Origin of the sequence: Occultella kanbiaonis (genome assembly GCF_009708215.1) — a bacterium.
GTDB lineage: Bacteria > Actinomycetota > Actinomycetes > Actinomycetales > Beutenbergiaceae > Occultella > Occultella kanbiaonis.
The window spans coordinates 3,413,730-3,434,092 of sequence record NZ_CP046175.1 but is presented as its reverse complement, the minus strand read 5'-3'; the positions used below and the strand labels follow the sequence as shown (position 1 = coordinate 3,434,092).

General features: G+C 71.6%; 20 protein-coding genes. 17 read left to right on the top strand and 3 right to left on the bottom strand.

Going from position 1 to position 20,363, the window contains the following annotated elements; all coding sequences use genetic code 11:
- Window positions 1-65: 65 nt before the first annotated feature.
- Genes GKS42_RS15830 through GKS42_RS15785 form a run of 10 tightly spaced genes read left to right on the top strand, consistent with a single transcriptional unit; the run spans window position 66 to window position 8,958 of the window.
- A complete protein-coding gene (locus tag GKS42_RS15830) occupies window positions 66-824 on the top strand; it encodes an ABC transporter ATP-binding protein (RefSeq protein ID WP_154794702.1) in 759 nt (252 codons plus the stop codon).
- Complete coding sequence (locus GKS42_RS15825) at window positions 821-1,600, top strand: ABC transporter ATP-binding protein (protein WP_154794701.1); 780 nt, start codon at window positions 821-823, stop codon at window positions 1,598-1,600. Before GKS42_RS15830 ends, GKS42_RS15825 begins: the two co-directional genes overlap by 4 nt.
- The gene (locus GKS42_RS15820; RefSeq protein ID WP_154794700.1) at window positions 1,597-2,475 is read left to right on the top strand and encodes a branched-chain amino acid ABC transporter permease; all 879 of its coding nucleotides are present in this window, start codon (window positions 1,597-1,599) and stop codon (window positions 2,473-2,475) included. Before GKS42_RS15825 ends, GKS42_RS15820 begins: the two co-directional genes overlap by 4 nt.
- Entirely contained in the window at window positions 2,472-3,575 is a 1,104-nt protein-coding gene (locus GKS42_RS15815; RefSeq protein ID WP_154794699.1) for a branched-chain amino acid ABC transporter permease, read from the top strand. The genes GKS42_RS15820 and GKS42_RS15815 overlap by 4 nt, the downstream gene beginning before the upstream one ends.
- Complete coding sequence (locus GKS42_RS15810; RefSeq protein WP_154794698.1) at window positions 3,572-5,266, top strand: class I adenylate-forming enzyme family protein; 1,695 nt, start codon at window positions 3,572-3,574, stop codon at window positions 5,264-5,266. The genes GKS42_RS15815 and GKS42_RS15810 overlap by 4 nt, the downstream gene beginning before the upstream one ends.
- Window positions 5,263-5,913 (top strand): TetR/AcrR family transcriptional regulator, encoded by a 651-nt coding sequence (locus GKS42_RS15805; protein WP_154794697.1) that lies wholly within the window; start codon window positions 5,263-5,265, stop codon window positions 5,911-5,913. Before GKS42_RS15810 ends, GKS42_RS15805 begins: the two co-directional genes overlap by 4 nt.
- Window positions 5,910-6,671: a 3-hydroxybutyrate dehydrogenase gene (locus tag GKS42_RS15800; RefSeq protein WP_154794696.1), complete on the top strand. Its 762-nt coding sequence runs from the start codon at window positions 5,910-5,912 to the stop codon at window positions 6,669-6,671. Before GKS42_RS15805 ends, GKS42_RS15800 begins: the two co-directional genes overlap by 4 nt.
- Window positions 6,668-7,552, top strand: a complete 885-nt coding sequence (locus GKS42_RS15795) for an alpha/beta fold hydrolase (protein ID WP_154794695.1) — start codon at window positions 6,668-6,670, stop codon at window positions 7,550-7,552. The genes GKS42_RS15800 and GKS42_RS15795 overlap by 4 nt, the downstream gene beginning before the upstream one ends.
- Complete coding sequence (locus tag GKS42_RS15790) at window positions 7,549-8,313, top strand: CoA transferase subunit A (RefSeq protein ID WP_154794694.1); 765 nt, start codon at window positions 7,549-7,551, stop codon at window positions 8,311-8,313. The genes GKS42_RS15795 and GKS42_RS15790 overlap by 4 nt, the downstream gene beginning before the upstream one ends.
- Window positions 8,314-8,316: 3 nt before the next feature.
- Entirely contained in the window at window positions 8,317-8,958 is a 642-nt protein-coding gene (locus GKS42_RS15785) for a CoA transferase subunit B (protein ID WP_174791083.1), read from the top strand.
- A 132-nt stretch (window positions 8,959-9,090) separates the two neighbouring features.
- Here GKS42_RS15785 and GKS42_RS15780 read toward each other — a convergent pair whose 3' ends face one another.
- The gene (locus GKS42_RS15780) at window positions 9,091-9,432 is read right to left on the bottom strand and encodes a DUF1801 domain-containing protein (RefSeq protein ID WP_154794693.1); all 342 of its coding nucleotides are present in this window, start codon (window positions 9,430-9,432) and stop codon (window positions 9,091-9,093) included.
- Between the two features lie 139 nt (window positions 9,433-9,571).
- On the opposite strand from GKS42_RS15780, the gene GKS42_RS15775 reads away from it, so the two are divergent.
- The 3 genes from GKS42_RS15775 to GKS42_RS15765 are packed head-to-tail and all read left to right on the top strand — an operon-like array spanning window position 9,572 to window position 12,965.
- Complete coding sequence (locus GKS42_RS15775; RefSeq protein ID WP_154794692.1) at window positions 9,572-11,200, top strand: circularly permuted type 2 ATP-grasp protein; 1,629 nt, start codon at window positions 9,572-9,574, stop codon at window positions 11,198-11,200.
- Window positions 11,194-12,126 (top strand): alpha-E domain-containing protein, encoded by a 933-nt coding sequence (locus GKS42_RS15770; RefSeq protein WP_154794691.1) that lies wholly within the window; start codon window positions 11,194-11,196, stop codon window positions 12,124-12,126. The genes GKS42_RS15775 and GKS42_RS15770 overlap by 7 nt, the downstream gene beginning before the upstream one ends.
- Window positions 12,123-12,965 (top strand): transglutaminase family protein, encoded by an 843-nt coding sequence (locus GKS42_RS15765; RefSeq protein WP_154794690.1) that lies wholly within the window; start codon window positions 12,123-12,125, stop codon window positions 12,963-12,965. The genes GKS42_RS15770 and GKS42_RS15765 overlap by 4 nt, the downstream gene beginning before the upstream one ends.
- Window positions 12,966-13,051: 86 nt before the next feature.
- Here GKS42_RS15765 and GKS42_RS15760 read toward each other — a convergent pair whose 3' ends face one another.
- Window positions 13,052-13,717: a hypothetical protein gene (locus GKS42_RS15760; RefSeq protein WP_154794689.1), complete on the bottom strand. Its 666-nt coding sequence runs from the start codon at window positions 13,715-13,717 to the stop codon at window positions 13,052-13,054.
- 124 nt (window positions 13,718-13,841) lie between these two features.
- Between GKS42_RS15760 and lepA the strand changes: the two genes are divergently transcribed.
- The 3 genes from lepA (at window position 13,842) to GKS42_RS15745 (ending at window position 18,058) form a co-directional block, all read left to right on the top strand.
- A complete protein-coding gene (gene lepA / locus GKS42_RS15755) occupies window positions 13,842-15,698 on the top strand; it encodes a translation elongation factor 4 (RefSeq protein WP_290368022.1) in 1,857 nt (618 codons plus the stop codon).
- A complete protein-coding gene (hemW, locus tag GKS42_RS15750; protein WP_154794687.1) occupies window positions 15,695-16,879 on the top strand; it encodes a radical SAM family heme chaperone HemW in 1,185 nt (394 codons plus the stop codon). The genes lepA and hemW overlap by 4 nt, the downstream gene beginning before the upstream one ends.
- Window positions 16,880-16,996: 117 nt before the next feature.
- Window positions 16,997-18,058, top strand: a complete 1,062-nt coding sequence (locus tag GKS42_RS15745) for a hypothetical protein (RefSeq protein WP_154794686.1) — start codon at window positions 16,997-16,999, stop codon at window positions 18,056-18,058.
- 232 nt (window positions 18,059-18,290) lie between these two features.
- On the opposite strand, the gene GKS42_RS15740 is transcribed toward GKS42_RS15745, so the two are convergent.
- A complete protein-coding gene (locus GKS42_RS15740; protein WP_154794685.1) occupies window positions 18,291-19,154 on the bottom strand; it encodes a DUF3097 domain-containing protein in 864 nt (287 codons plus the stop codon).
- A 145-nt stretch (window positions 19,155-19,299) separates the two neighbouring features.
- Here GKS42_RS15740 and hrcA point away from each other — a divergent pair, with 145 nt between their 5' ends.
- A complete protein-coding gene (gene hrcA / locus GKS42_RS15735; RefSeq protein WP_154794684.1) occupies window positions 19,300-20,328 on the top strand; it encodes a heat-inducible transcriptional repressor HrcA in 1,029 nt (342 codons plus the stop codon).
- The last annotated feature ends 35 nt before the right edge of the window (window positions 20,329-20,363 follow it).

The following is a 20,363-nucleotide window of genomic DNA, read 5'->3' as shown; positions in this document are numbered from 1 at the left end:
CCTCCGGCTCGCGCTCGCCCGCGTTCACCGTTCCAGCTCCCGTCCCGGCCCGGAGGCCAGCACCCATGAGCACACCACCAGCCGTCGCCACGCGTGGCCTCGGACTCACGATCGGCGGCGCCCGGATCCTCATCGACGTCGACCTGGAGGTACCCGCAGGCGAGATGCTCGGCGTCATCGGCCCGAACGGCGCCGGCAAGACGACCCTGTTCAACCTGATCTCGGGCGTGCTTCGCCCCACAACCGGGTCCGTCGAGCTCGACGGGCAGGACGTGGGCGCCCTCAGCATCACCCGGCGGGCCCGCCTCGGCCTCGGCCGCACGTTCCAGACCTCGAACCTGTTCCCACAGCTGGACCTCGTGGAGAACGTGCGTCTCGCGGCGCAGACGAAGGAGGGCGGCTCGATGTCGATCCTCGCGTTCCCGCGCGCCTCGGACCGTGCCACCACGACCGCCCGGGACTGCCTGAGCCAGGTCGGGCTGAGCCACCTGGCGACCGTGGCCGCGGGCAACCTGTCCCACGGGGACAAGCGCAAGCTCGAGATCGCGGTGCTCCTCGCGACCGACCCGAGCGTGATCCTGCTCGACGAACCCATGGCCGGGGTCGGTTCGGGTGACGTCCCTGCTCTCACCGAGATCATCAGGCGGATGCACCGCGACCGAGGCTGCACCGTCCTCATGGTCGAACACCACATCGAGGTCGTGCTCGGCCTCGTCGACCGCGTCGCCGTGATGCACCACGGCGCCCTGCTGGCGTGCGACACCCCCGCGGTCGTCATGGCCGACCCCACCGTCCAGTCCGCGTACCTGGGGGAGAGCGCATGAGCTCCGAGCACATTCTGAGCGTCCGCAACCTGAGCGCGACCATCGCCGGGCAGCAGGTCGTCGAGGACGTCAGCCTCGACGTGCCCGCCACCGGGGTCACCGCCCTGCTCGGACGCAACGGCGTCGGCAAGACCTCCACGATCAAGGCGATCCTCGGCCTCATCCAGCGTCGCGGTGTGATCCTGCTCGACGACGTCCCGATCGAGCACGAACCGACCCACCGGATCGTGCAGCGCGGCGTCGGCTACGTGCCCGAGGACCGCGAAGTGTTCGCCGGCCTCACCGTCGCCGAGAACCTGAAGCTGGCCCAACGGGGCCCGGACGCGCACTGGGACATCGTCGAGACCCTCTTCCCCGATCTGGTGCAGCGCTCGGCCCAGCTCGCCGGAACCCTCTCCGGCGGGCAGCAGCAGATGGTGTCCCTGGCCAGGGCGCTGCTGAACCCGAACCGGCTGCTGCTCGTGGATGAGCCGACGAAGGGCCTCGCCCCGAAGATCGTCAACGAGGTCGCCGAAGCCCTCGTCCGGGCCGCCGAGCTCGCCCCGATCCTGCTCGTCGAGCAGAACCTCGCGGTGGTGCGCACCCTGGCCCGCGACGTCGTCGTGGTCTCCGGCGGACGGGTGGTGCACACCGGCCCGGCCGCCGACTTCCTCGATGACCCCGAGCTGGTGCGGCGACACCTCGGCGTGCACGGCGACCCACTGGAGGGTGCCCCCGCCGCAGCCTCGACCGCCGGCAGCGCCAACTCCGACCAGCCGACGGAGGCACCGGCATGAACAACGTCCTGCTGCTGGCGATCACCGGCCTCGGCCTCGGCGCCCTGTATTTCCTCGTCGCCTCCGGCCTCTCGCTGATCTACGGGCTGATGGGCGTCCTGAACTTCGCCCACGGCGCCTTCCTGATGTTCGGCGGGTACGCCGGTTACGAGGTGTCCCGGCTGATCGGGGCGAGCACCTGGCCCGGGTTCGCGGTTGGCGCGATCGCCGGCATCCTGACCGGCGCCGCCATCGCCGCGCTGACCGAGTTCCTCCTGGTCCGGCGGCTCTACGAACGTCACATCGAACAGGTCCTGGTCACCGTCGGGCTCGCGCTCGCGCTCGGCGCCCTGGCCTCCGGCATCTGGGGCACCGACGCGATCACCATCACCGGCCCGGGATGGATGAGCGAGGTCACCGTGGTCCTCGGGGCCCGGGTGCCGAATATCCGGTTCCTCACGATCGTCGCGGCGGTGGGCGTGCTGGTCGCGATCGTGGCGTTCCTCAGGTTCACGCGGTACGGACTCATCATCCGCGCCGGTGTCGAGAACCGGTCCATGGTCACGGCCCTCGGCATCGACGTCCGGAAGGCGTTCACGCTCGTGTTCGCGCTCGGCGGCGCGGCGGCCGGCCTCGGCGGCGTGCTGGCCTCGCAGTTCTACAGCATCGTCTCGCCGCACCTGGGGCCCTCGCTCCTGATCTTCGCCTTCATCGTCACGGTGATCGGCGGCCTCGGCTCCCTCACCGGTGCCGCGATCGCGTCCGTGCTCGTGGCCCTGCTGCAGCAGTTCGTCAACTTCTACGGCCAGGGCCTCGGCGACTTCGCCGTTGTGCTGGCTCTCGCCCTGGTGCTGCTGATCCGGCCGAAGGGCATCATGGGAAGGGTGGCGGCATGAACCGCGCATCGGTACTGCGGATCGGGCTCGGCGTCCTCGGTGTCATCGTCCTTGCCTGCCTGCCCCTGCTCAACATCCGGATCCCCGGCCTGCTCCCCGGCGCGACCTACGAGCCCGGCACCCTCCAGGTGCTGGCCCTGTGCCTGTTGATCGCCGGGCTCGCACTCAGCTATCACGTGCTGTTCGGCCTCGCCGGGCTCCTCTCGTTCGGCCATGCCCTCTACTTCGCGGCCGGGCTGTACGGGCTCGCGATCGCGCTACGGCACTGGCAGCTGTCCCTGGTCTCCGCCGTCCTGGTGGTGTTCGTCGGGGCCACCCTGCTGGCACTGGTGGTCGGCGCGGTCTCCCTGCGGGTCAGCGGGATCTCGTTCGCGATGGTGACGCTGGCGTTCGCCCAGGCCGGGTCCGTGCTCGTGGCCCGCAACCCCGGTGGCCTCACCGGCGGCGAGGAGGGGCTGGGCCTGGACATCACGAACATCCCGGAGGCGTTCGTCGGGGTGGCGAACACGAGGAACCTGTACTGGATGTCCCTGGTGATCGCGATCGCCGTGTTCGGGCTCGTGACGTGGTTCGAACGCTCCCGCGCCGGCCACGTCGCCGCCGCGACCCGGGAGAACGAGCTGCGGGTCAGAGTCATCGGAATGCAGCCCTACCTGGTCCGGCTGCTCGCGTTCACCACCGCGGGCAGCCTCGCCGGCATCGTCGGAATGGCCTACCTGCTCGTCCAGGCCGGCGCCCAGGCGCGAGCCACGACCGCGGACTTCACCCTCACCCTGCTCGTCATGGTGGTGCTCGGCGGCGTCGGCTCGCGGTGGGGCGCCGTGATCGGCGGCGTGATCTACACGCTCCTGGACCAGCGGCTGAGCGCCCTCGCCGGCGGCGAGTTCATCCAGTCGCTGCCGGCGGTCCTGCGGATCCCGCTCTCGGAGCCGCTGTTCCTGCTCGGCACCCTGTTCATCCTGGTCGTGCTGTTCCTGCCGGGTGGGATCACCGGAACCGTCGCCCGGCTGCGGTCCGGCGGTAGCGTGGCCCGCGCGCGAGCCACGCTCGAGCAGGCGGACAGCGCGGAGAACAAGACCATGGAGGTCGACGCCCGATGAGTCCAGCGAGCACCGGTCAGTGGCACACCCTCGGGCGGTGGACCACCGAACGCGCCCGCGAGACATCGGACCGGGTCGCCATCGACGACCGCGGCGTCCCGGTCGACTACGGCGAGCTGGACCGTCGGGCCACCGCCCTCGGGAGGAGCCTGCTCGCCGCCGGATGCGCCCCAGGGGACCGGATCGCCACGCTCACCGGCAACAGCGCCGACCACGTCGTGCTGTTCTTCGCCTGCGCCAAGGCCGCCCTCGTGCTCACCCCGCTCTCCTGGCGACTCGCCGCCCGGGAGGTCGCCGACCAGCTGGCCATCGCCGATCCCGTCCTGCTCCTGACCGACCAGGCCTTCGGCGCCCTGGCGCGCTCCGCCGTCGCCCGCCTGCGCCGGCCACCGACGATCGGCGAACTCGGCAGCACCGGGGTCGAGGCGGCCGTGCCAACGCCCTCCCGCAACCCGGCGGAGGTGCCGCCGCCGCCCCGGGAGGCCCAGGACGCAGACCCGCTGCTGCTCACGTTCACCTCCGGTACCAGTGCCCGGCCCAAGGGCGTGGTGCTGACCCACGCGAACTGCTTCTGGACGAACCTGTCCCTGTCCCGGACTGCGCCGGTCACCCCCGACGACGTGGTGCTCGCCGTGATGCCGCAGTTCCACGTGGGCGGCTGGAACGTGCAGCCGCTGCTGGCCTGGTGGACCGGCGCCACCGTCGTCCTGGAGCAGACCTTCGAACCGGCCCGGGTGCTGCACCTGATCGCCGAGCGGCGGGTGAGCACCATGATGGGCGTGCCCGCGCACTACCTGATGCTCGCCGAGCAGCCGTCGTTCGCCGACGCCGATCTCGCCGCGCTCCGGCTCGCGATCGTCGGCGGCGCCCCGATGCCCGAGCCACTGCTGCGCACCTGGCACGCACGCGGGGTGAAACTGGTGCAGGGCTACGGCCTCAGCGAGGCGTCACCGAACGTGCTCTGCGTGCCGGCCGCGCTCGCGCAGGACCGCCGCGGCTGGGCCGGTACGGCCTACCCGTACGTGGACGTCGCCGTCGCCGACCCGGTCACCGGGCAGGTGCTCGAGGGACCGGCCACCGGGGAGCTGCTGGTCCACGGCCCCGGTGTGTTCGCCGGGTACTTCCGCGACCAGGAGGCCACCGACCTCGCCCTGCGTGGCGGCTGGCTGCGCACCGGCGACCTCGTGGTCCGTGACGCGGAGGGCTTCTTCCGGATCGTCGACCGGCTCTCGGACATGTTCATCTCCGGGGGCGAGAACGTCGCCCCGGCCGAGGTGGAGGCCGTGCTGCTGGCCCACCCCGCTGTCGCGGACGCGGCCGTCGTCGGCGAGCCGGACGAGCGCTGGGGCGAGGTCGGCGTCGCGCACGTCGTGGTGCGCCGCGGTGTCGCCACCGACGCGAAGGAACTTCTCGACCACTGCCGCCGCGAACTCGCCTCGTACAAGGTGCCCGCGCGGATCTGGTTCGTCACCGAACTGCCGCACACGGCCTCCGGGAAGACCGTCCGGCGGGCCCTGCGTTCGCAGGGACCGGCCACGCGACAACCGGCCGCGAGGCATCCGGCCGAACCGCCTCCCGCCGAACGGGCCCCGACCGAAGGGCCCACGGACGCGGTCCACCCACCGCCCGGCCCGCACGCACCACAGCCGCCGAGCGCGCCCAGCCACAGCCACCGGGAGGTCCACCAGTGAGCAGCACCCCACGCACCGAACGGGGCACCCGGACCAGGGCGAAGATCCTCGCGGCCGCCGAGACCGTGTTCTCCGAACTCGGCTACGCGGAGGCGAGCATCGTCAAGATCACCGAGGCCGCCGGCGTCGGGCAGGGCACGTTCTACCTGTACTTCGAGACGAAGAAGCACGTCTTCGACGAACTCGTCGAGGACCTGAACCGGCGGGTCCGGCACGCCATGACCGAGGGGTCGCGGGGCGCCGCGACCCGGATGGAGGCCGAACGCGCCGGCTTCGCCGCGTTCTTCGCCTTCACCGCCGAGCACCCCGCCCTGTACCGGGTGATCCGCGAGGCGGAGTTCGTCTCCCCGGAGGCGCTGCGGCTGCACTACACCCGGATCGTCGAGGGCTATATCGAGGGCCTGTCCCAGGCTCGCGACGCCGGCGAGATCGGCAACGTCGACCCGACCGTGGCCGCCTGGGCGCTGATGGGCATCGGCGAGATGATCGGCATGCGGTGGGTCCTGTGGGGCTCCGGCGCCGACGCGGGCGCCGACTCCGACCCGACGGCGTCCGGCACCTCCGCGGTGCCGCCGGCGGTCTTCGACGAAATGATGCGACTCATCTCAGGTGCCCTGCGCGCCACCGACCCCCCGGAGGGATCATGACCCACGAGACCAGAGCGGACCTGGCCGGCCGGCGGGCCGCCGTCACCGGCGCGGGCAGCGGCATCGGGGCCGCGATCGCCGAGGCGTTCGCCGCCCGTGGGGCACACGTGATCGCCGTGGACGTCAACGCCGAGGCCGCGGCGGCCACCGCGGAGCGCACCGGGGGGCAGGCCTGGGTCGTCGACCTGAGCGACGTCGCCGCGCTGCGCGAGGTGGACCTTGACGTCGACATCCTCGTCAACAACGCCGGTATCCAGCATGTCAGCCCGATCGAGGAGTTCGACCCGGACCGGTTCCACCTCATCCTGATGCTGATGCTCGAGGCGCCGTTCCTGCTCGTCCGGGCCGCCCTGCCGCACATGTATGAGCGCGGTTTCGGCCGGGTCATCAACGTCTCCTCCGTGCACGGGCTGCGCGCCTCGGCCTTCAAGTCCGCCTACGTGAGCGCCAAGCACGGCCTGGAAGGGCTGTCCAAGGTGATCGCCCAGGAGGGCGCCGGCCGTGGGGTCACCAGCAACTGCATCAACCCCGGCTACGTCCGCACCCCGCTCGTCGAGGCCCAGATCGCGGACCAGGCCCGCGTGCACGGCATCGCGCCGGAGCGGGTGGTCAGCGAGATCCTTCTCGAGCGCTCCGCGATCAAGGAGCTCATCGAGCCCGCGGACGTCGCGGACCTGGCCTGCTGGCTGGCGTCCCCGGCCGCCGCGATGGTCACCGGCTCCTCCTACACGATGGATGGGGGGTGGACGGCGCGATGACCTACCGCAGCCATGACGTCGCGGTCCGCGGCGGCACGATGCACGTCGGCGAGTGGGGCGATCCGCAGGGCACGCCGGTGCTCGCGGTGCACGGCATCACGGCCTCGCATCGGTCCTGGGGCCAGGTCGCCCGGCGGCTGCCGCGGGTGCGCCTGATCGCGCCGGACCTGCGCGGCCGCGGCCGAAGCAGGGATCTGCCCGGCCCGTACGGGATGCCGGTCCACGCCGACGACCTGGCCGCCGTGCTCACCGCGCTCGACGTCCCCAGCGCGGTGGTCCTGGGGCACTCGATGGGCGCCTTCGCCTCGGTGGTGCTGTCCCGCCGGCACCCGGCCCGGGTCCGCGAGCTGGTCCTGGTCGACGGCGGGGTGCCCCTGGACCTGGACCCGGACCTGGACCCGGCGGACGTCGGCACGGTGGTGCTCGGCCCGGCCGCGCAGCGGCTCGCCATGACGTTCCCGACCCGGGAGGCCTACCGTGAGTTCTGGCGGGTGCACCCGGCATTCGCGGAGTGGAACGACGTCATCGAGGACTACGTGGACTACGACCTCTACGGCACCGAGCCCGATCTGCACCCGAGCACGACCATCGAGGCCGTGACCGAGGACTCCCTCGAGCTGGCCGGCGGCGACGCCCTCCTGGACGCCCTCGCGCATCTGACCCACCGAGTGGCCTGGCTCCGGGCGGAGCGCGGTCTGATGGACGAGGAACCGGGGCTGTACTCACCGTCCTACGCGCGGGCCAACGCCGACCGGCTCGGGCTCGACCTCACCGACGTACCCGGCACGAACCACTACACGATCACCCTCGGCCCCACCGGCGCGGACGCCGTCGCGGACGCCGTCCGCAGGGCCCTGACCGCTGCGGAGGCGACGGCATGAACGGACTGGACAAGGTGGTGCCCGACCCGGCCGAAGCGGTGGCGGACATCGGCGACCACGCCTCGCTCGCCGTCGGCGGCTTCGGCCTCAGCGGCAACCCGATGGTGCTGATCGAGGCGCTGCTGGCCCAGGGCGCGAGCGGGCTGTCGGTCGTCTCGAACAACTGTGGCGTCGACGACTGGGGCCTCGGCCTGCTGCTCGGCGCCGGGCGGCTGGCCAAGATGACCTCCTCCTACGTCGGGGAGAACAAGGAGTTCGAACGGCAGTTCCTCTCCGGTGAGCTCGAGGTGGAACTCACCCCGCAGGGCACGCTCGCCGAGAAGTTGCGCGCCGGGGGCTCCGGGATCGCCGCATTCTTCACCCAGACCGGGGTCGGCACCCAGGTGGCCGATGGCGGCCTGCCGCGCAGGTACCACCCCGACGGCACCGTGGCGGTCGCGTCGCCGGTCAAGGAGACCCGCACCTTCGACGGCGCCGAATATGTCCTCGAGGACGCGATCCGTACCGACTTCGCGCTCGTGCACGCCCTGCGTGGGGACCGCACCGGCAACCTCGTGTTCAACAAGAGCGCACGCAACTTCAACCCGCTCGCCGCCATGGCCGGACGGGTCTGCATCGCGCAGGTCGAGGAGCTCGTGGAGCCCGGCGAGCTGGACCCGGACCAGATCCACCTGCCCGGGGTGTTCGTGCACCGTGTGGTGGGCGTTGGCACGGGCATCGAGAAGCGCATCGAGCGTCGGACGACCCGGACGGAGGGCTGAGGCATGGCACTGACCCGGCAGGAGATGGCCGCGCGCGCCGCGCAGGAACTGCCCGACGGCGCGTACGTGAACCTGGGCATCGGGTTGCCGACCCTGGTCCCGAACTACGTCCCGGCTGGCCGCACCGTGGTGCTGCAGTCCGAGAACGGGATCCTCGGCGTCGGTCCCTACCCGCTCGAGCAGGACGTGGACCCGGACCTGATCAACGCCGGCAAGGAGACCGTGACGCTGCTTCCCGGTGCGTCGTTCTTCGACTCCGCGACGAGCTTCGCGATGATCCGGGGCGGCAAGATCGACGCAGCGATCCTCGGCGCCATGCAGGTCTCCGCGGCCGGGGACCTCGCGAACTGGATGATCCCGGGCAAGATGGTCAAGGGCCCCGGCGGCGCGATGGACCTCGTGCACGGGGCGAAGCGCCTGATCATCCTGATGGAGCACACCGCCAAGGACGGCAGCCCGAAGATCGTGAACGAGTGCAGCCTGCCGCTGACCGGCCGGGGCGTCGTGGACCGGATCATCACCGACCTGGGGGTCATCGACGTCACGCCCGAGGGTCTGGTGCTGGTGGAGCTCTCGCCAGGGGTCACGGTGGACGAGGTGGTCGCCGCGACCGAGCCGCCGGTGCGGGTGGCGCTGGCGGGCTGAGCGGTCCTCGGCGCGATCGGCGTCGGCCTCCTGGCCGGTCAGCTCGGCTACGCGAAGGCGTTCATCGCGGTGGGGGTCGTGATCGCGCTCTCTGCACCCTTCTCGCGCTCGTCTCGCGCCCGAGGAGTGTGCTCACGCCCGGTTGAGCTCGACCGCCTCGCGGACCAGGTCGACGAACGTGCTCGGCTCGATCCGGTCGCCCTCGCGCAGGTCGATCGCCCGACGCGTGCCGGCATCGAGGCTCGCGTTGAACAGGGAGCCGGGATCGGCGAGCGCGGCGCCCCTGGCGAAGGTGAGTTTCACCTTGTCCTTGTACGTCTCGACGGTGCAGATGAGCCCCGAGCAGGAGAACGTCGGCACGCCGGCCGGGTTCGACGGCTTCACCCACTTCGCCTCCTCCTCGACGTCCGGCTCGGCCTCGAGGATGAGGGCCCGGACCTCCTCGACGGTGTCCGATCGCCAGTCAGTAGCCATGCGACGGACTGTACTCGGGCACCTTCGCGCCCGGTCCGCCGGGGCGGGATGCTGCGGCCGGGCCCTCGTGGTGCTCGTCGCGCGCGGCCCGGGTGCGCGTCGACACGCGCCAGACACATCCAGCGGGTAGTTTCCGCACATGGCCGACCTGTTCGAGGGATACCCCGCCGGCGTCGCGTGGGACGAGATGATGGAGAGCGGCGCCGTCCGTGCGCCGTACCGGCACGTGCACCGAACGGTGGGCACCCTCAATGCCGACGAGCTGCGGCTGCGCGCGGACGCGCTGGCCCGCTCCTACCTGGCGCAGGGCGTCACGTTCGACGTCGGCGGGGAGGAGCGGCCGTTCCCGCTGGACTCGGTGCCGCGGGTCATCGACGCCGCCGAGTGGGATCTGCTCGCCCCGGGCGTCGCGCAGCGGGTGCGGGCCCTCGAGGCGCTGCTGGAGGACGTCTACGGCGGTCAGCGGGCGATCACCGACGGGGTGCTGCCACGCTCCCTGATCGTCTCCTCGGCGAACTTCGTGCGCGCAGCCCGCGGGATCAACCCACCGAACGGGGTGCGGGTGCACGTGGCCGGCATCGACGTGATCCGGGACAGCGCCGGCGGCTGGCGCGTCCTCGAGGACAACGTGCGGGTGCCCAGCGGCGTGAGCTACGTGCTCTCGAACCGGCGCGCGATGGCGCAGTCGTTCCCGGAACTGTTCTCCACGATGCGGATCCGGCCGGTCGCGGACTACCCACGCCGGCTGCTGGCCGCCCTCAGCGCGGCCGCGCCGCCCGGCGTCGACGAGCCCGTCGTGGTCGTGCTGACCCCGGGCGTCTACAACAGCGCCTACTTCGAGCACTCGCTGCTGGCCCGCCTGATGGGCGTGGAGCTGGTCGAGGGCCGGGACCTGATCTGCTCCGGCGGCAAGGTCTACATGCGGACGACCGAGGGCCGGCGCCGGGTGGACGTGATCTACCGGCGCGTCGACGACGACTTCGTCGACCCGGTGGTGTTCCGCCCCGACTCGCTGCTCGGCTGCCCGGGGCTGATCGGCGCGGCTCGCGCCGGGGCGGTGACGATCGCGAACGCCGTCGGCAACGGCGTCGCCGACGACAAGCTCGTCTACACCTACGTCCCGGATCTGATCCGCTACTACCTCGGCGAGGAGCCGATCCTGAAGAACGTGGACACGTGGCGGCTGGAGGAGCCGGACGCACTCGCGGAGGTGCTGGACCGGCTCGACGAGCTCGTGGTCAAGCCCGTGGACGGCTCCGGTGGCAAGGGCATCATCATCGGCCCCGCGGCGAGCCGGAACGAGCTCGACGAGGCCCGGGTCCGACTGGCGGCGGACCCGCGTGGCTGGATCGCGCAGCCGGTGGTGCAGCTGTCCACCGTGCCGACCCTCGCGGGCGACTCCCTGCGGCCACGGCACGTGGACCTGCGGCCGTTCGCCGTCAACGACGGCGAACAGGTCTGGGTGCTGCCCGGCGGGCTGACCAGGGTCGCGCTCGCCGAGGGCCAGCTGGTCGTGAACTCCTCCCAGGGTGGCGGGTCCAAGGACACCTGGGTGCTCGGTGCGGAGCGCAGGTCTCCCGAGCTGCATCCGCACCACGGGGCGACGGCGGCGCCCGGCTCGGGCGCTCATCCGCACCCGGTCCAGGGGGTCCGTCTGGACTTCAATCCCAGCGACGACGGCACGCTGAGCGAACAGACACAACAGCAGCAACAAGCCGATTCGGATGAGCCCACCGCGTCCGACCCGGACGGAGCGCTCGCATGCTGAGCCGGATCGCCGAGTCCCTGTTCTGGATCGGCCGGTACGTGGAACGGGCCGATGACACCGCCCGGATCCTCGACGCGCACCTGCAGCACCAGCTGGAGGACCCGTGGATGGAGGAGGACCAGGCCTGCCGCTCGCTGCTCGGGGTGATGGGGGCCGCGGCGCCGCCGCCCGGGGTGGAGGTGACCCGGCAGACGGTCCTGCAGACCCTCGCCTACGACAGGACCTCGCCCGGGGCGATCGCCGGGGCGCTCGCGGCTGCCCGGGAGAACGCCCGCCGGGCCCGGGAGACCCTCTCCTCGGAGATGTGGGAGTGCCTGAACACCACCCGGAACTCGCTGCCGGGCCAGATCAGCGCCTCGACCCCGCACGACTTCTTCGCGTGGGTGCGGGAGCGGGCCGCGATCGTGGCCGGCCTGGTGCAGTCCTCGACCCGCAGGGACGGCACGCAGCACTTCCTGCTCCTCGGGCGGGCGCTGGAGCGGGCGGACATGACCGCCCGGCTGATCGCGTCCCGCGCCGTGTCCGGGGCGAACGGCCCCGGCTGGACCACGATGCTGCGCTCGTGCGGCGCCCACGAGGCGTTCCTGCGCACCTACCGGGGCCGCGACTCGGACACCCTCGCCGCGGAGTTCCTGCTCATGGACCGGCTGTTCCCGCGGTCGGTGCTGTTCTCCCTCGAGGAGGCGGAGACGTGCCTGACCCGCCTGGAGCCGGCGGACCCGCGCGGACACTACCCGGGCGACGCGCGCATGATCATCGGCCGGATCCGGTCCGGGATCGAGTACCAGCCCCTGCTGACCCTGCTGGGCAACCTGGCCCCGGAGATGACCCGGCTCCAGCAGGGCTGCTCGGAGGCCAGTGACGCGATCCGGCTGCGGTACTTCCCCTCGGGCGCCACCGACGACTGGATCGGAGGCCGGATGTGAGCCGGCTGCACATCGTCCACACGACGCACTACACCTACGCCCGGACCGTCTCGGCGTCCTACAACGAGGCCAGGATGCGCCCGGCCAACCTGCCCGGCCAGACCGTCCTCGAGGCCCGCCTGACCGCCACCCCGAGCACCTTCAGCACCGAGTACCGGGACTACTGGGGCGCGACCGTGACGGCGTTCGAGACCCTGACCGCGCACGACGAGCTGGTCGTCGTGTCCGAGTCCCGGGTGGACGTGTCACCGGTGCTGCTCGGCGGGGCCACAGCCGGCTGGGACACGCTGCACGCCCCCGACCTGGTCGACCGGATGTCGGAGTTCCTCGCCGTCACCACGGCCACGGAACCGGACGAGGAGCTGCGTGAGCTGGCCCGCGCCCACGCCGACGGCGCGACACCGCAGGACGCGGCCCTCGCCGTCTGCGGGGCGTTGCGCGAGGCGGTGGAGTACGTCCCCGGCGTGACCGGGGTGCACACCCGCGCCGTCGAGGCCTGGCAGGCGCGCAAGGGGGTGTGCCAGGACCTCGCCCACCTCGCGGCCGGCACCCTGCGCAGTGTCGGCATCCCGACCCGGTACGTGTCCGGCTACCTGCACCCACGGACCACTTCCGCGGAGATCGGGGTGGCCGTGACCGGGGAGTCGCATGCCTGGATCGAGTACTGGTGCGGGGACTGGTTCGGCTACGACCCGACGAACCTGATCACGCCCGAGGGGCACCACGTGGTGGTGGGCCGCGGCCGCGAGTACGCCGACGTCACCCCGATCCGGGGCGTCTACGCCGGCGGCGGGGCCTCGACCCAGCAGGTCGAGGTGCGCATCACGCAGGAGACGTGACCCCCGGCCGAGCGAGCGCATCTCAGCCGACCGAGACCCGGGGGCGGGCGGCTCGCTCGCCGGGGACCGGCTCGCTCGACCCGGCGTCAGCGGGCGAGCAGCACCAGCGCGAGGATGATCGCCATCAGCGAGGCGATCGGGATGGCCACGAACACCCCGAGCGCCGCGGCGAGCGTGACCCGCAGGTCGTCCTTGAGGTACGGCGCCGCGACCGGCCCGCCGGCCGCGGCGAGCAGGGCGCGCTGAGCCTGGTCCACCCGGGCGAGCGCGCGCCCGATGATGCCGAGCCTGCCGACGCCGAGGATCCGGGTCAGGCGGGCGCCGGCGCCCTTGCTGGAGCCGGTCACGGCGGCCTCGGAGAACGCGTCGAACACGGCGTTGACGTCGTCCTCGCCGGCGCGCCCGCGCATGTCCTCCTCGACCCGCTCCACCAGGGCGTCACCGGTGCTCAGCCGTGCCCCGGGCTCGATCGAGACGACCCGGTGCTCACCGAGCGAGGAGACGGCACGCAACCACCGCCGTCGCCGGACCGCCAGGACCACCACCGGTACGGCGAGCAGAGCGGGCAGCGCGAGCAGCGCCACCGATCCGGCGACGCCGGGGCCACCCGGGGAGGTGAGGAGCACCACGTCCAGGATCAGCGCGAGGGTGAGCACCGCCGTCGCCACGATGATCAGGAACTTGCTCGGGCCGCCGAGCAGCCGGCCCGTGAAGGCGGCCAGGTTCCCCATCGAGTCGCCGAGTGAACTCATGTCCATGATTGTGCCGCACGTCCCGCGATTCTCGGCGATTGCGGGCCGAGACCTCCGGCGTGGGACCATGGGAGCAGTCCCGTCCAGCAGTTCCGCCAACCATCAGACGTCGAGGTTCCCTGCCGTGCCACCCATCGCCACCCCGGCCGCAAACGCCCGCATCCAGCCGGCGTCGACGCCACCGGAGTTGCTGCGCAACTTCTGCATCATCGCGCACATCGACCACGGCAAGTCGACGCTGGCGGACCGGATGCTCCAGCTGACCGGTGTCGTGGACGCACGGTCCATGCGCGCCCAGTACCTGGACCGGATGGACATCGAGCGTGAGCGCGGCATCACGATCAAGTCGCAGGCCGTGCGGATGCCGTGGCAGGTGGGTGAGACCGCCTTCGCGCTGAACATGATCGACACCCCCGGGCACGTCGACTTCACCTACGAGGTGTCCCGGTCCCTGGCCGCGTGCGAGGGTGCCGTGCTGCTCGTGGACGCCGCGCAGGGCATCGAGGCGCAGACCCTCGCGAACCTCTACCTCGCCATGGAGAACGACCTCGCGATCATCCCGGTCCTGAACAAGATCGACCTGCCCGCCGCCCAGCCGGAGAAGTTCGCCGAGGAGCTCGCGACGCTGATCGGCGGGGAGCCCGAGGACTGCCTGCAGGTCTCCGGGAAGACCGGCGTCGGCGTCGAGACGCTCCTGGACGCGATCGTCGCGCAGGTCCCGCCGCCCGTCGGGGACCCGGACGCACCGGCCCGGGCAATGATCTTCGACTCCGTCTACGACACCTACCGTGGCGTGGTCACCTACGTGCGAGTGGTCGACGGTCAGCTGTCCCCGCGCGAGCGGATCCGGATGCTGTCCACGAACGCGACCCACGAGCTCCTCGAGATCGGCGTGAGCTCGCCCGAGCCGCAGCCCACCCAGGGCCTCGGCGTCGGCGAGGTGGGCTACCTGATCACCGGGGTGAAGGACGTGCGCCAGTCCCGGGTCGGTGACACGGTCACGAACGCGGCCAAGCCGGCGACCGAGTCCCTCGGTGGCTACCGGGACCCACAGCCGATGGTGTACTCCGGCCTGTACCCGATCGACGGCTCCGACTACCCGGTGCTGCGCGACGCCCTCGACAAGCTCAAGCTCAACGATGCCGCCCTCGCGTACGAGCCGGAGACCTCCGTGGCGCTCGGGTTCGGGTTCCGGATCGGCTTCCTCGGGCTGCTGCACCTGGAGATCGTGCGCGAGCGACTCGAGCGCGAGTTCAACCTCGACCTGATCTCCACCGCCCCGAACGTGATCTACCAGGTCACCATGGAGGACGGCACCGAGGTGACCGTCCGGAACCCGAGCGAGTTCCCGACCGGCAAGGTCAAGACCGTCACCGAGCCGATCGTCAAGGCCACGCTGCTCGCGCCGAGCGAGTTCGTGGGCACGATCATGGAGCTCGCCCAGGGCCGTCGCGGCACCCTCCAGGGCATGGACTACCTCTCCGAGGAGCGCGTCGAGTTGCGCTACATCCTGCCGCTCGGGGAGATCATCTTCGACTTCTTCGACCAGCTGAAGTCCCGCACCCGCGGGTACGCGTCCCTGAACTACGAGATCAGCGGCGAGCAGGACGCGGACCTGGTCAAGGTCGACATCCTGCTCCAGGGCGAGCAGGTGGACGCGTTCTCCGCGATCGTGCACCGGGACAAGGCCTACGCCTACGGCGTGATGATGACCGGCAAGCTCAAGGAGCTGATCCCTCGGCAGCAGTTCGAGGTGCCGATCCAGGCGGCCATCGGCGCCCGGATCATCGCCCGCGAGACCATCCGCGCGATGCGCAAGGACGTCCTCGCCAAGTGCTACGGCGGAGACATCTCCCGTAAGCGCAAGCTCCTGGAGAAGCAGAAGGAGGGCAAGAAGCGGATGAAGAACATCGGCCGGGTGGAGGTCCCGCAGGAGGCGTTCGTGGCCGCGCTGTCCTCGGAGCCCCCCTCGGGCAAGTGAGCACGGGGCCGCTGCCCGGCTCGGTCGTCGACGGCTCGGGAGAGCGTGACTTCGGGGTGTACCTGCACGTGCCGTTCTGCTCGGTGCGGTGCGGGTATTGCGACTTCAACACCTACACGGCCACCGAGCTCGGTGGTGGCGCGTCCCAAGCGAACTACGCCACGACGGCGATCGGCGAGATCGAGCTGGCCGCGTCGGCCATGCGGGAGGTCGGCCTACCGGACCGGCACGTCGCGACCGTCTTCCTCGGTGGCGGGACGCCCACCCTGCTGCCCGCGGTCGACCTGACCAGGCTGCTGGACGCCGTCGGGCAGGCCTGGGGTCTGGCCGAGGACGCCGAGGTGACCACCGAGGCCAACCCGGACTCGGTCACGGCCGCGGACCTGGCGGAGCTGGCCGGGGCGGGGTTCACCCGGGTGTCCTTCGGGATGCAGTCCGCGGTGCCGTCCGTGCTGCGCACCCTCGAGCGCACCCACGACCCGCGGCGGATCCCGGACGTGGTCACCTGGGCGCGGGACGCCGGGCTGCGCGTCTCGCTCGACCTGATCTACGGCACGCCGGGGGAGACCCTCGACCACTGGCGCACCAGCCTTGACACGGTCCTGGCGCTCGAACCGGACCACGTCTCCGCGTACGCGCTGACCGTGGAGCCGGGCACGAAGATGGGCGCCCAGGTGCGCCGCGGGCTGCTGCCGATGCCGGATCCGGACGACGAGGCGACCAAGTACGAGATCGCCGCCGCAGCCCTCGCCGGCGCCGGCTACGACTGGTACGAGATCTCGAACTTCGCCCGCACCCCCGCCGACCGGTGCCGCCACAACATCGCCTACTGGCGCTCGCACGACTGGTGGGGCGTCGGACCCGGGGCGCACTCGCACATCGGCGGGCACCGGTGGTGGAACGTCAAGCACCCCCGCCCGTACGCGGAGCGGGTCGACGCCGGCCAGTTGCCCGTCGCCGAGAGCGAGACGCTCACCCTGGGCCAGCGTGAGGACGAGCGGGTCCTGCTCGGCGTGCGCCTGGCCGAAGGGCTCGACGTCGGCACAGACCTCCGGGGCAGGCTGCCGACCCTGGTCGAGGACGGCCTGATCGAGGCCGAACCCGCCGCCGCAGGGCTGGCCCTGCTGACGCTGCGTGGGCGCCTGCTCGCGGACACCGTGGTGCGTGCGCTGACCGGCTGAGCTCTGCGCGCATGTGACGAAATTCGGGAGAAACCGGGCACGCCTTGTGCACGAGCAGGCCAGGAGTCGCTACGGTTACGCCGTCATCCGTTTTTCTCATCCCAGGCAGGGAGAACCATGAGTCAGCTTCCCCCCGACCCGAACAACCCGAACGGGCAGGGCGGCGTGCCCCCCGTTCCGCCTCCTCCCGGTCAGGGTCAGCCCGGCCCGGGCTACGGCCAGGGTCAGCCTGGACCGAACCAGGGTCAGCCCGGCCAGCAGCCGCCGAACTACGGCCAGGGCCAGCCCGGTCAGAACCCGGCTCAGCCCCCCGGCGGGCAGCCGCCGAACTACGGCCAGGCACCGCAGCCCCCGGGTGCGTACCCGAGCCCGCAGCAGGGTGGCTTCCCGCAGGCCCCGCCCCCCGGACCGGACCAGTACGGCCAGTACGGCGCTCCCGGCGCCGGCTACGGCGGCCCGCCGCAGGGTCAGGCCTGGGGCGGCGACCCGTACGCCCAGCAGCTGCAGCAGCGTCCGTTCGCCGTCGGTGACGCGGTCGGCTACGCGTGGAAGACGGTGACTGGCAACCTCGGTGGCTGGGTGCTGCTCATGCTGATCCTGGTCGTCGGCTCGATCCTGCTGAGTCTGCTCAACCCGACCACCCGGGTGGTCACCGAGGGCGGGTTCGACTACTCGACGATGACCGGTGAGTTCACCGTGCTCGGACTGATCTCCGGGCTCTTGACCGCGCTCCTCGGTGCGTTCATCGGCGCGATGCTGTTCCAGGGCGCGTTGAAGGAGATCACGGGCCGCAAGCCCGCCGTCGGTGAGTTCTTCTCGGTGAACAACTTCGCGAACGTCGCGATCTTCGCCTTGGTCTGGGCGGTCGTCACCGGTGTGATCCAGGCACTGCTTCCGGCGCTGGGCATCCTGGTCGCCATCGCCTCGTTCCTGGTGGCGTTCACCTACGTGATCCTCATCGACCGCGGCATCGCCTGGATCGAGGGCATCAAGGGCTCGGTGCAGCTGATCACCCAGAACCTCGGCAGCAACCTGCTGCTGGCGCTGGCCATGATCGGCATCAACATCCTCGGCGCGATCCCGTGCTTGCTCGGCTGGTTCATCACGGTCCCGATGACGTATGTGGCGATCACCTACGCCTACAAGACGCAGAGCGGCCAGCCGGTCGCCCCCAAGTGACCCTGCCCTGACGAGCGTCGCCACGACAGAGCCGGAACGCTCCCAGGACACCGAGGGCCCGCGCATCACCCACGTGGTGCGCGGGCCCTCACGCATACCCCGGCGGGTCGCCGCGCCGCCGGTGACCCAGCACCCCGCGCCCGAGGAAGTCCGGTACCTCGTCCTTGCTCGGGCGCCAGGCACTGCCCGCGGGCGTGAGGGACTACCTCGGGCGGGTGGCCCCCTCGGTTGCTCAGGGGGCGGTCACGAAGTCCACGAGCTCCTCGACCCGGCCGAGCAGGCTCGGCTCGAGGTCGCGGTAGTCGCGCACCGTGCCGAGGATCCGCTTCCAGCCGCGGGCGACGTCCGCCTGGTCCTGCGCCGGCCAGCCGAGCGCGGCGAGGGTCCCGTACTTGATGTCGGTGCCCCGGGGAATGTGCGGCCACTCGTCCAGCCCGACGCGGGCCGGACGCACCGCCTGCCACACGTCGACGTACGGGTGGCCCACCACGAGCACGTGCTCGGCGCCGTGCGGGCGCACCGCCTCCGCCGCGATCCGGGACTCCTTGCTGCCGCGGACCAGGTGGTCCACGAGGACGCCGACGCGTCGTCCCGGCCCGGGCCCGAACTCGGCGAGCATCTCGACGAGGTGATCGACGCCGTCGAGCAGTTCGACGACCACGCCCTCCAGTCGCAGGTCCTCGCCCCACACCTTCTCGACCAGCTCGGCGTCGTGGCGGCCCTCCACCCAGATCCGGGACGCCCGGGCCACGCGGGCCCGGGCACCGGGAACGGCGAGGGACCCACTCGCGGTGCGCTGCGCCGTCGGCGGCGCCTGCGGCTTGCGGTAGGGGACCAGACGGATCGGCTTGCCGTCCACCCAGAACCCGGCCCCGAGGCTGAACGTGCGGGTGCGGCCCCGGTTGTCCTCGAGCACCACCACGTGGGTGCCGCCGCTCTTCTCGACCCGCGTCACGGCCCCGACCCAGCCGGTCTCGACGTCCTCGACCACGAGGCCGGGCTCGGCGGGGGTGTCGACGGTGCGGGGGGTGCGGCCGGCGTGCGGGTCGTTGGTCAGGACGTCTTGGCCATATCTGCCATACCGATCGGAACTCACCCGAGTGAGGTTACGCACGCGCCGCCGGGAGTTGTCGGACCGACGCGTAGAATTGGCACTCGTGGCACGCGAGTGCTGACGTCGGGGCCCAACGGCGCGCTGACGTAGGGTCGCGGACAATCGCGTGATCGGGAGGAGGACCCGGATGAGCTCGGAGCGGCAGCTGGATGTGCTGCGTGCGATCGTGCAGGACTTCGTGCGCAGCCGGGAGCCGGTCGGATCGCGCAACCTCGTGGAGCGCCACAACCTCGGCGTGTCCCCGGCAACGATCCGCAACGATATGGCCGCGCTGGAGGACAGCGGGTACATCGCGCAGCCGCACACGTCGGCGGGGCGGATCCCCACGGACAAGGGCTACCGGCTGTTCGTCGACCAGATCTCGGTGATGAAGCCGCTCTCTGCCGCGGAACGGCGCGCGATCACCGAGCTCCTCGAGGGCGCGGTGGACCTCGACGACGCCCTCGAGCGCACCGTGCGCCTGCTCGCCCAGCTCACCCAGCAGGTGGCCGTGGTGCAGTACCCGTCGCTGCGGCGCTCCACGCTGCGGCACGTGGAGCTCGTGCCGACCGGGCAGCGTCGCCTGATGGTCGTGATCATCACGGACAACGGCCGCGTCGAGCAGCGCACGGTCGAGTCGCTCACCGACCTGGACCCGACGTTCATCGCGGAGCTGCGCGCCCGCCTCAACGCCGCGGGCGCAGGGCGCCAGGCGGCCAGGCTGCCGAGGGTGCTCGGCGACCTGGCCGAGGTGTTCGGTCCCGAGGACCGTCCGCTCGTGGACGCCGTCACGAACGCGGTGGTCGAGGAGGTCTCCCAGGAGACCGAGGAGCGCATCGTGATGGCCGGGACCGCGAACCTGGCCCGGGCCGACCTGGACTTCACCCGCACCATCGGCCCCGTCCTGGAGGCCCTCGAGGAGCAGGTGGTGCTGCTCCGGCTGCTGTCCGAGATGGCCGAGGAGGACGGCGAGCGCCCGCTCTCGGTCCGGATCGGGCATGAGACACATCACGCCAACCTGGCCGAGACCTCCGTCATCACCAGCGGTTACGGTGGGGAGGGTCCCGACGCGATCGCGCAGATCGGGATCGTCGGCCCCACCCGGATGGACTACCCCACCACGATGGCCTCGGTGCGAGCCGTGGCCCGTTACCTCACCCGGCTGCTGTCCGGCTGATCTTCCGGTGGCCCCGTGCCGCCCTGCACGTCTCC

Bases quoted from the DNA above. Each gene is read 5' to 3' on its own strand.
- hrcA (WP_154794684.1), top strand. From the start codon at position 19,300: ATGAGCTCGGAGCGGCAGCTGGATGTGCTGCGTGCGATCGTGCAGGAC.
- GKS42_RS15785 (WP_174791083.1), top strand. From the start codon at position 8,317: ATGGCACTGACCCGGCAGGAGATGGCCGCGCGCGCCGCGCAGGAACTG.
- GKS42_RS15830 (WP_154794702.1), top strand. From the start codon at position 66: ATGAGCACACCACCAGCCGTCGCCACGCGTGGCCTCGGACTCACGATC.
- GKS42_RS15825 (WP_154794701.1), top strand. From the start codon at position 821: ATGAGCTCCGAGCACATTCTGAGCGTCCGCAACCTGAGCGCGACCATC.
- GKS42_RS15810 (WP_154794698.1), top strand. From the start codon at position 3,572: ATGAGTCCAGCGAGCACCGGTCAGTGGCACACCCTCGGGCGGTGGACC.
- GKS42_RS15820 (WP_154794700.1), top strand. From the start codon at position 1,597: ATGAACAACGTCCTGCTGCTGGCGATCACCGGCCTCGGCCTCGGCGCC.
- GKS42_RS15775 (WP_154794692.1), top strand. From the start codon at position 9,572: ATGGCCGACCTGTTCGAGGGATACCCCGCCGGCGTCGCGTGGGACGAG.
- GKS42_RS15800 (WP_154794696.1), top strand. From the start codon at position 5,910: ATGACCCACGAGACCAGAGCGGACCTGGCCGGCCGGCGGGCCGCCGTC.
- GKS42_RS15760 (WP_154794689.1), bottom strand. From the start codon at position 13,717: ATGAGTTCACTCGGCGACTCGATGGGGAACCTGGCCGCCTTCACGGGC.
- GKS42_RS15770 (WP_154794691.1), top strand. From the start codon at position 11,194: ATGCTGAGCCGGATCGCCGAGTCCCTGTTCTGGATCGGCCGGTACGTG.
- GKS42_RS15745 (WP_154794686.1), top strand. From the start codon at position 16,997: ATGAGTCAGCTTCCCCCCGACCCGAACAACCCGAACGGGCAGGGCGGC.
- GKS42_RS15780 (WP_154794693.1), bottom strand. From the start codon at position 9,432: ATGGCTACTGACTGGCGATCGGACACCGTCGAGGAGGTCCGGGCCCTC.
- GKS42_RS15795 (WP_154794695.1), top strand. From the start codon at position 6,668: ATGACCTACCGCAGCCATGACGTCGCGGTCCGCGGCGGCACGATGCAC.
- GKS42_RS15815 (WP_154794699.1), top strand. From the start codon at position 2,472: ATGAACCGCGCATCGGTACTGCGGATCGGGCTCGGCGTCCTCGGTGTC.
- GKS42_RS15790 (WP_154794694.1), top strand. From the start codon at position 7,549: ATGAACGGACTGGACAAGGTGGTGCCCGACCCGGCCGAAGCGGTGGCG.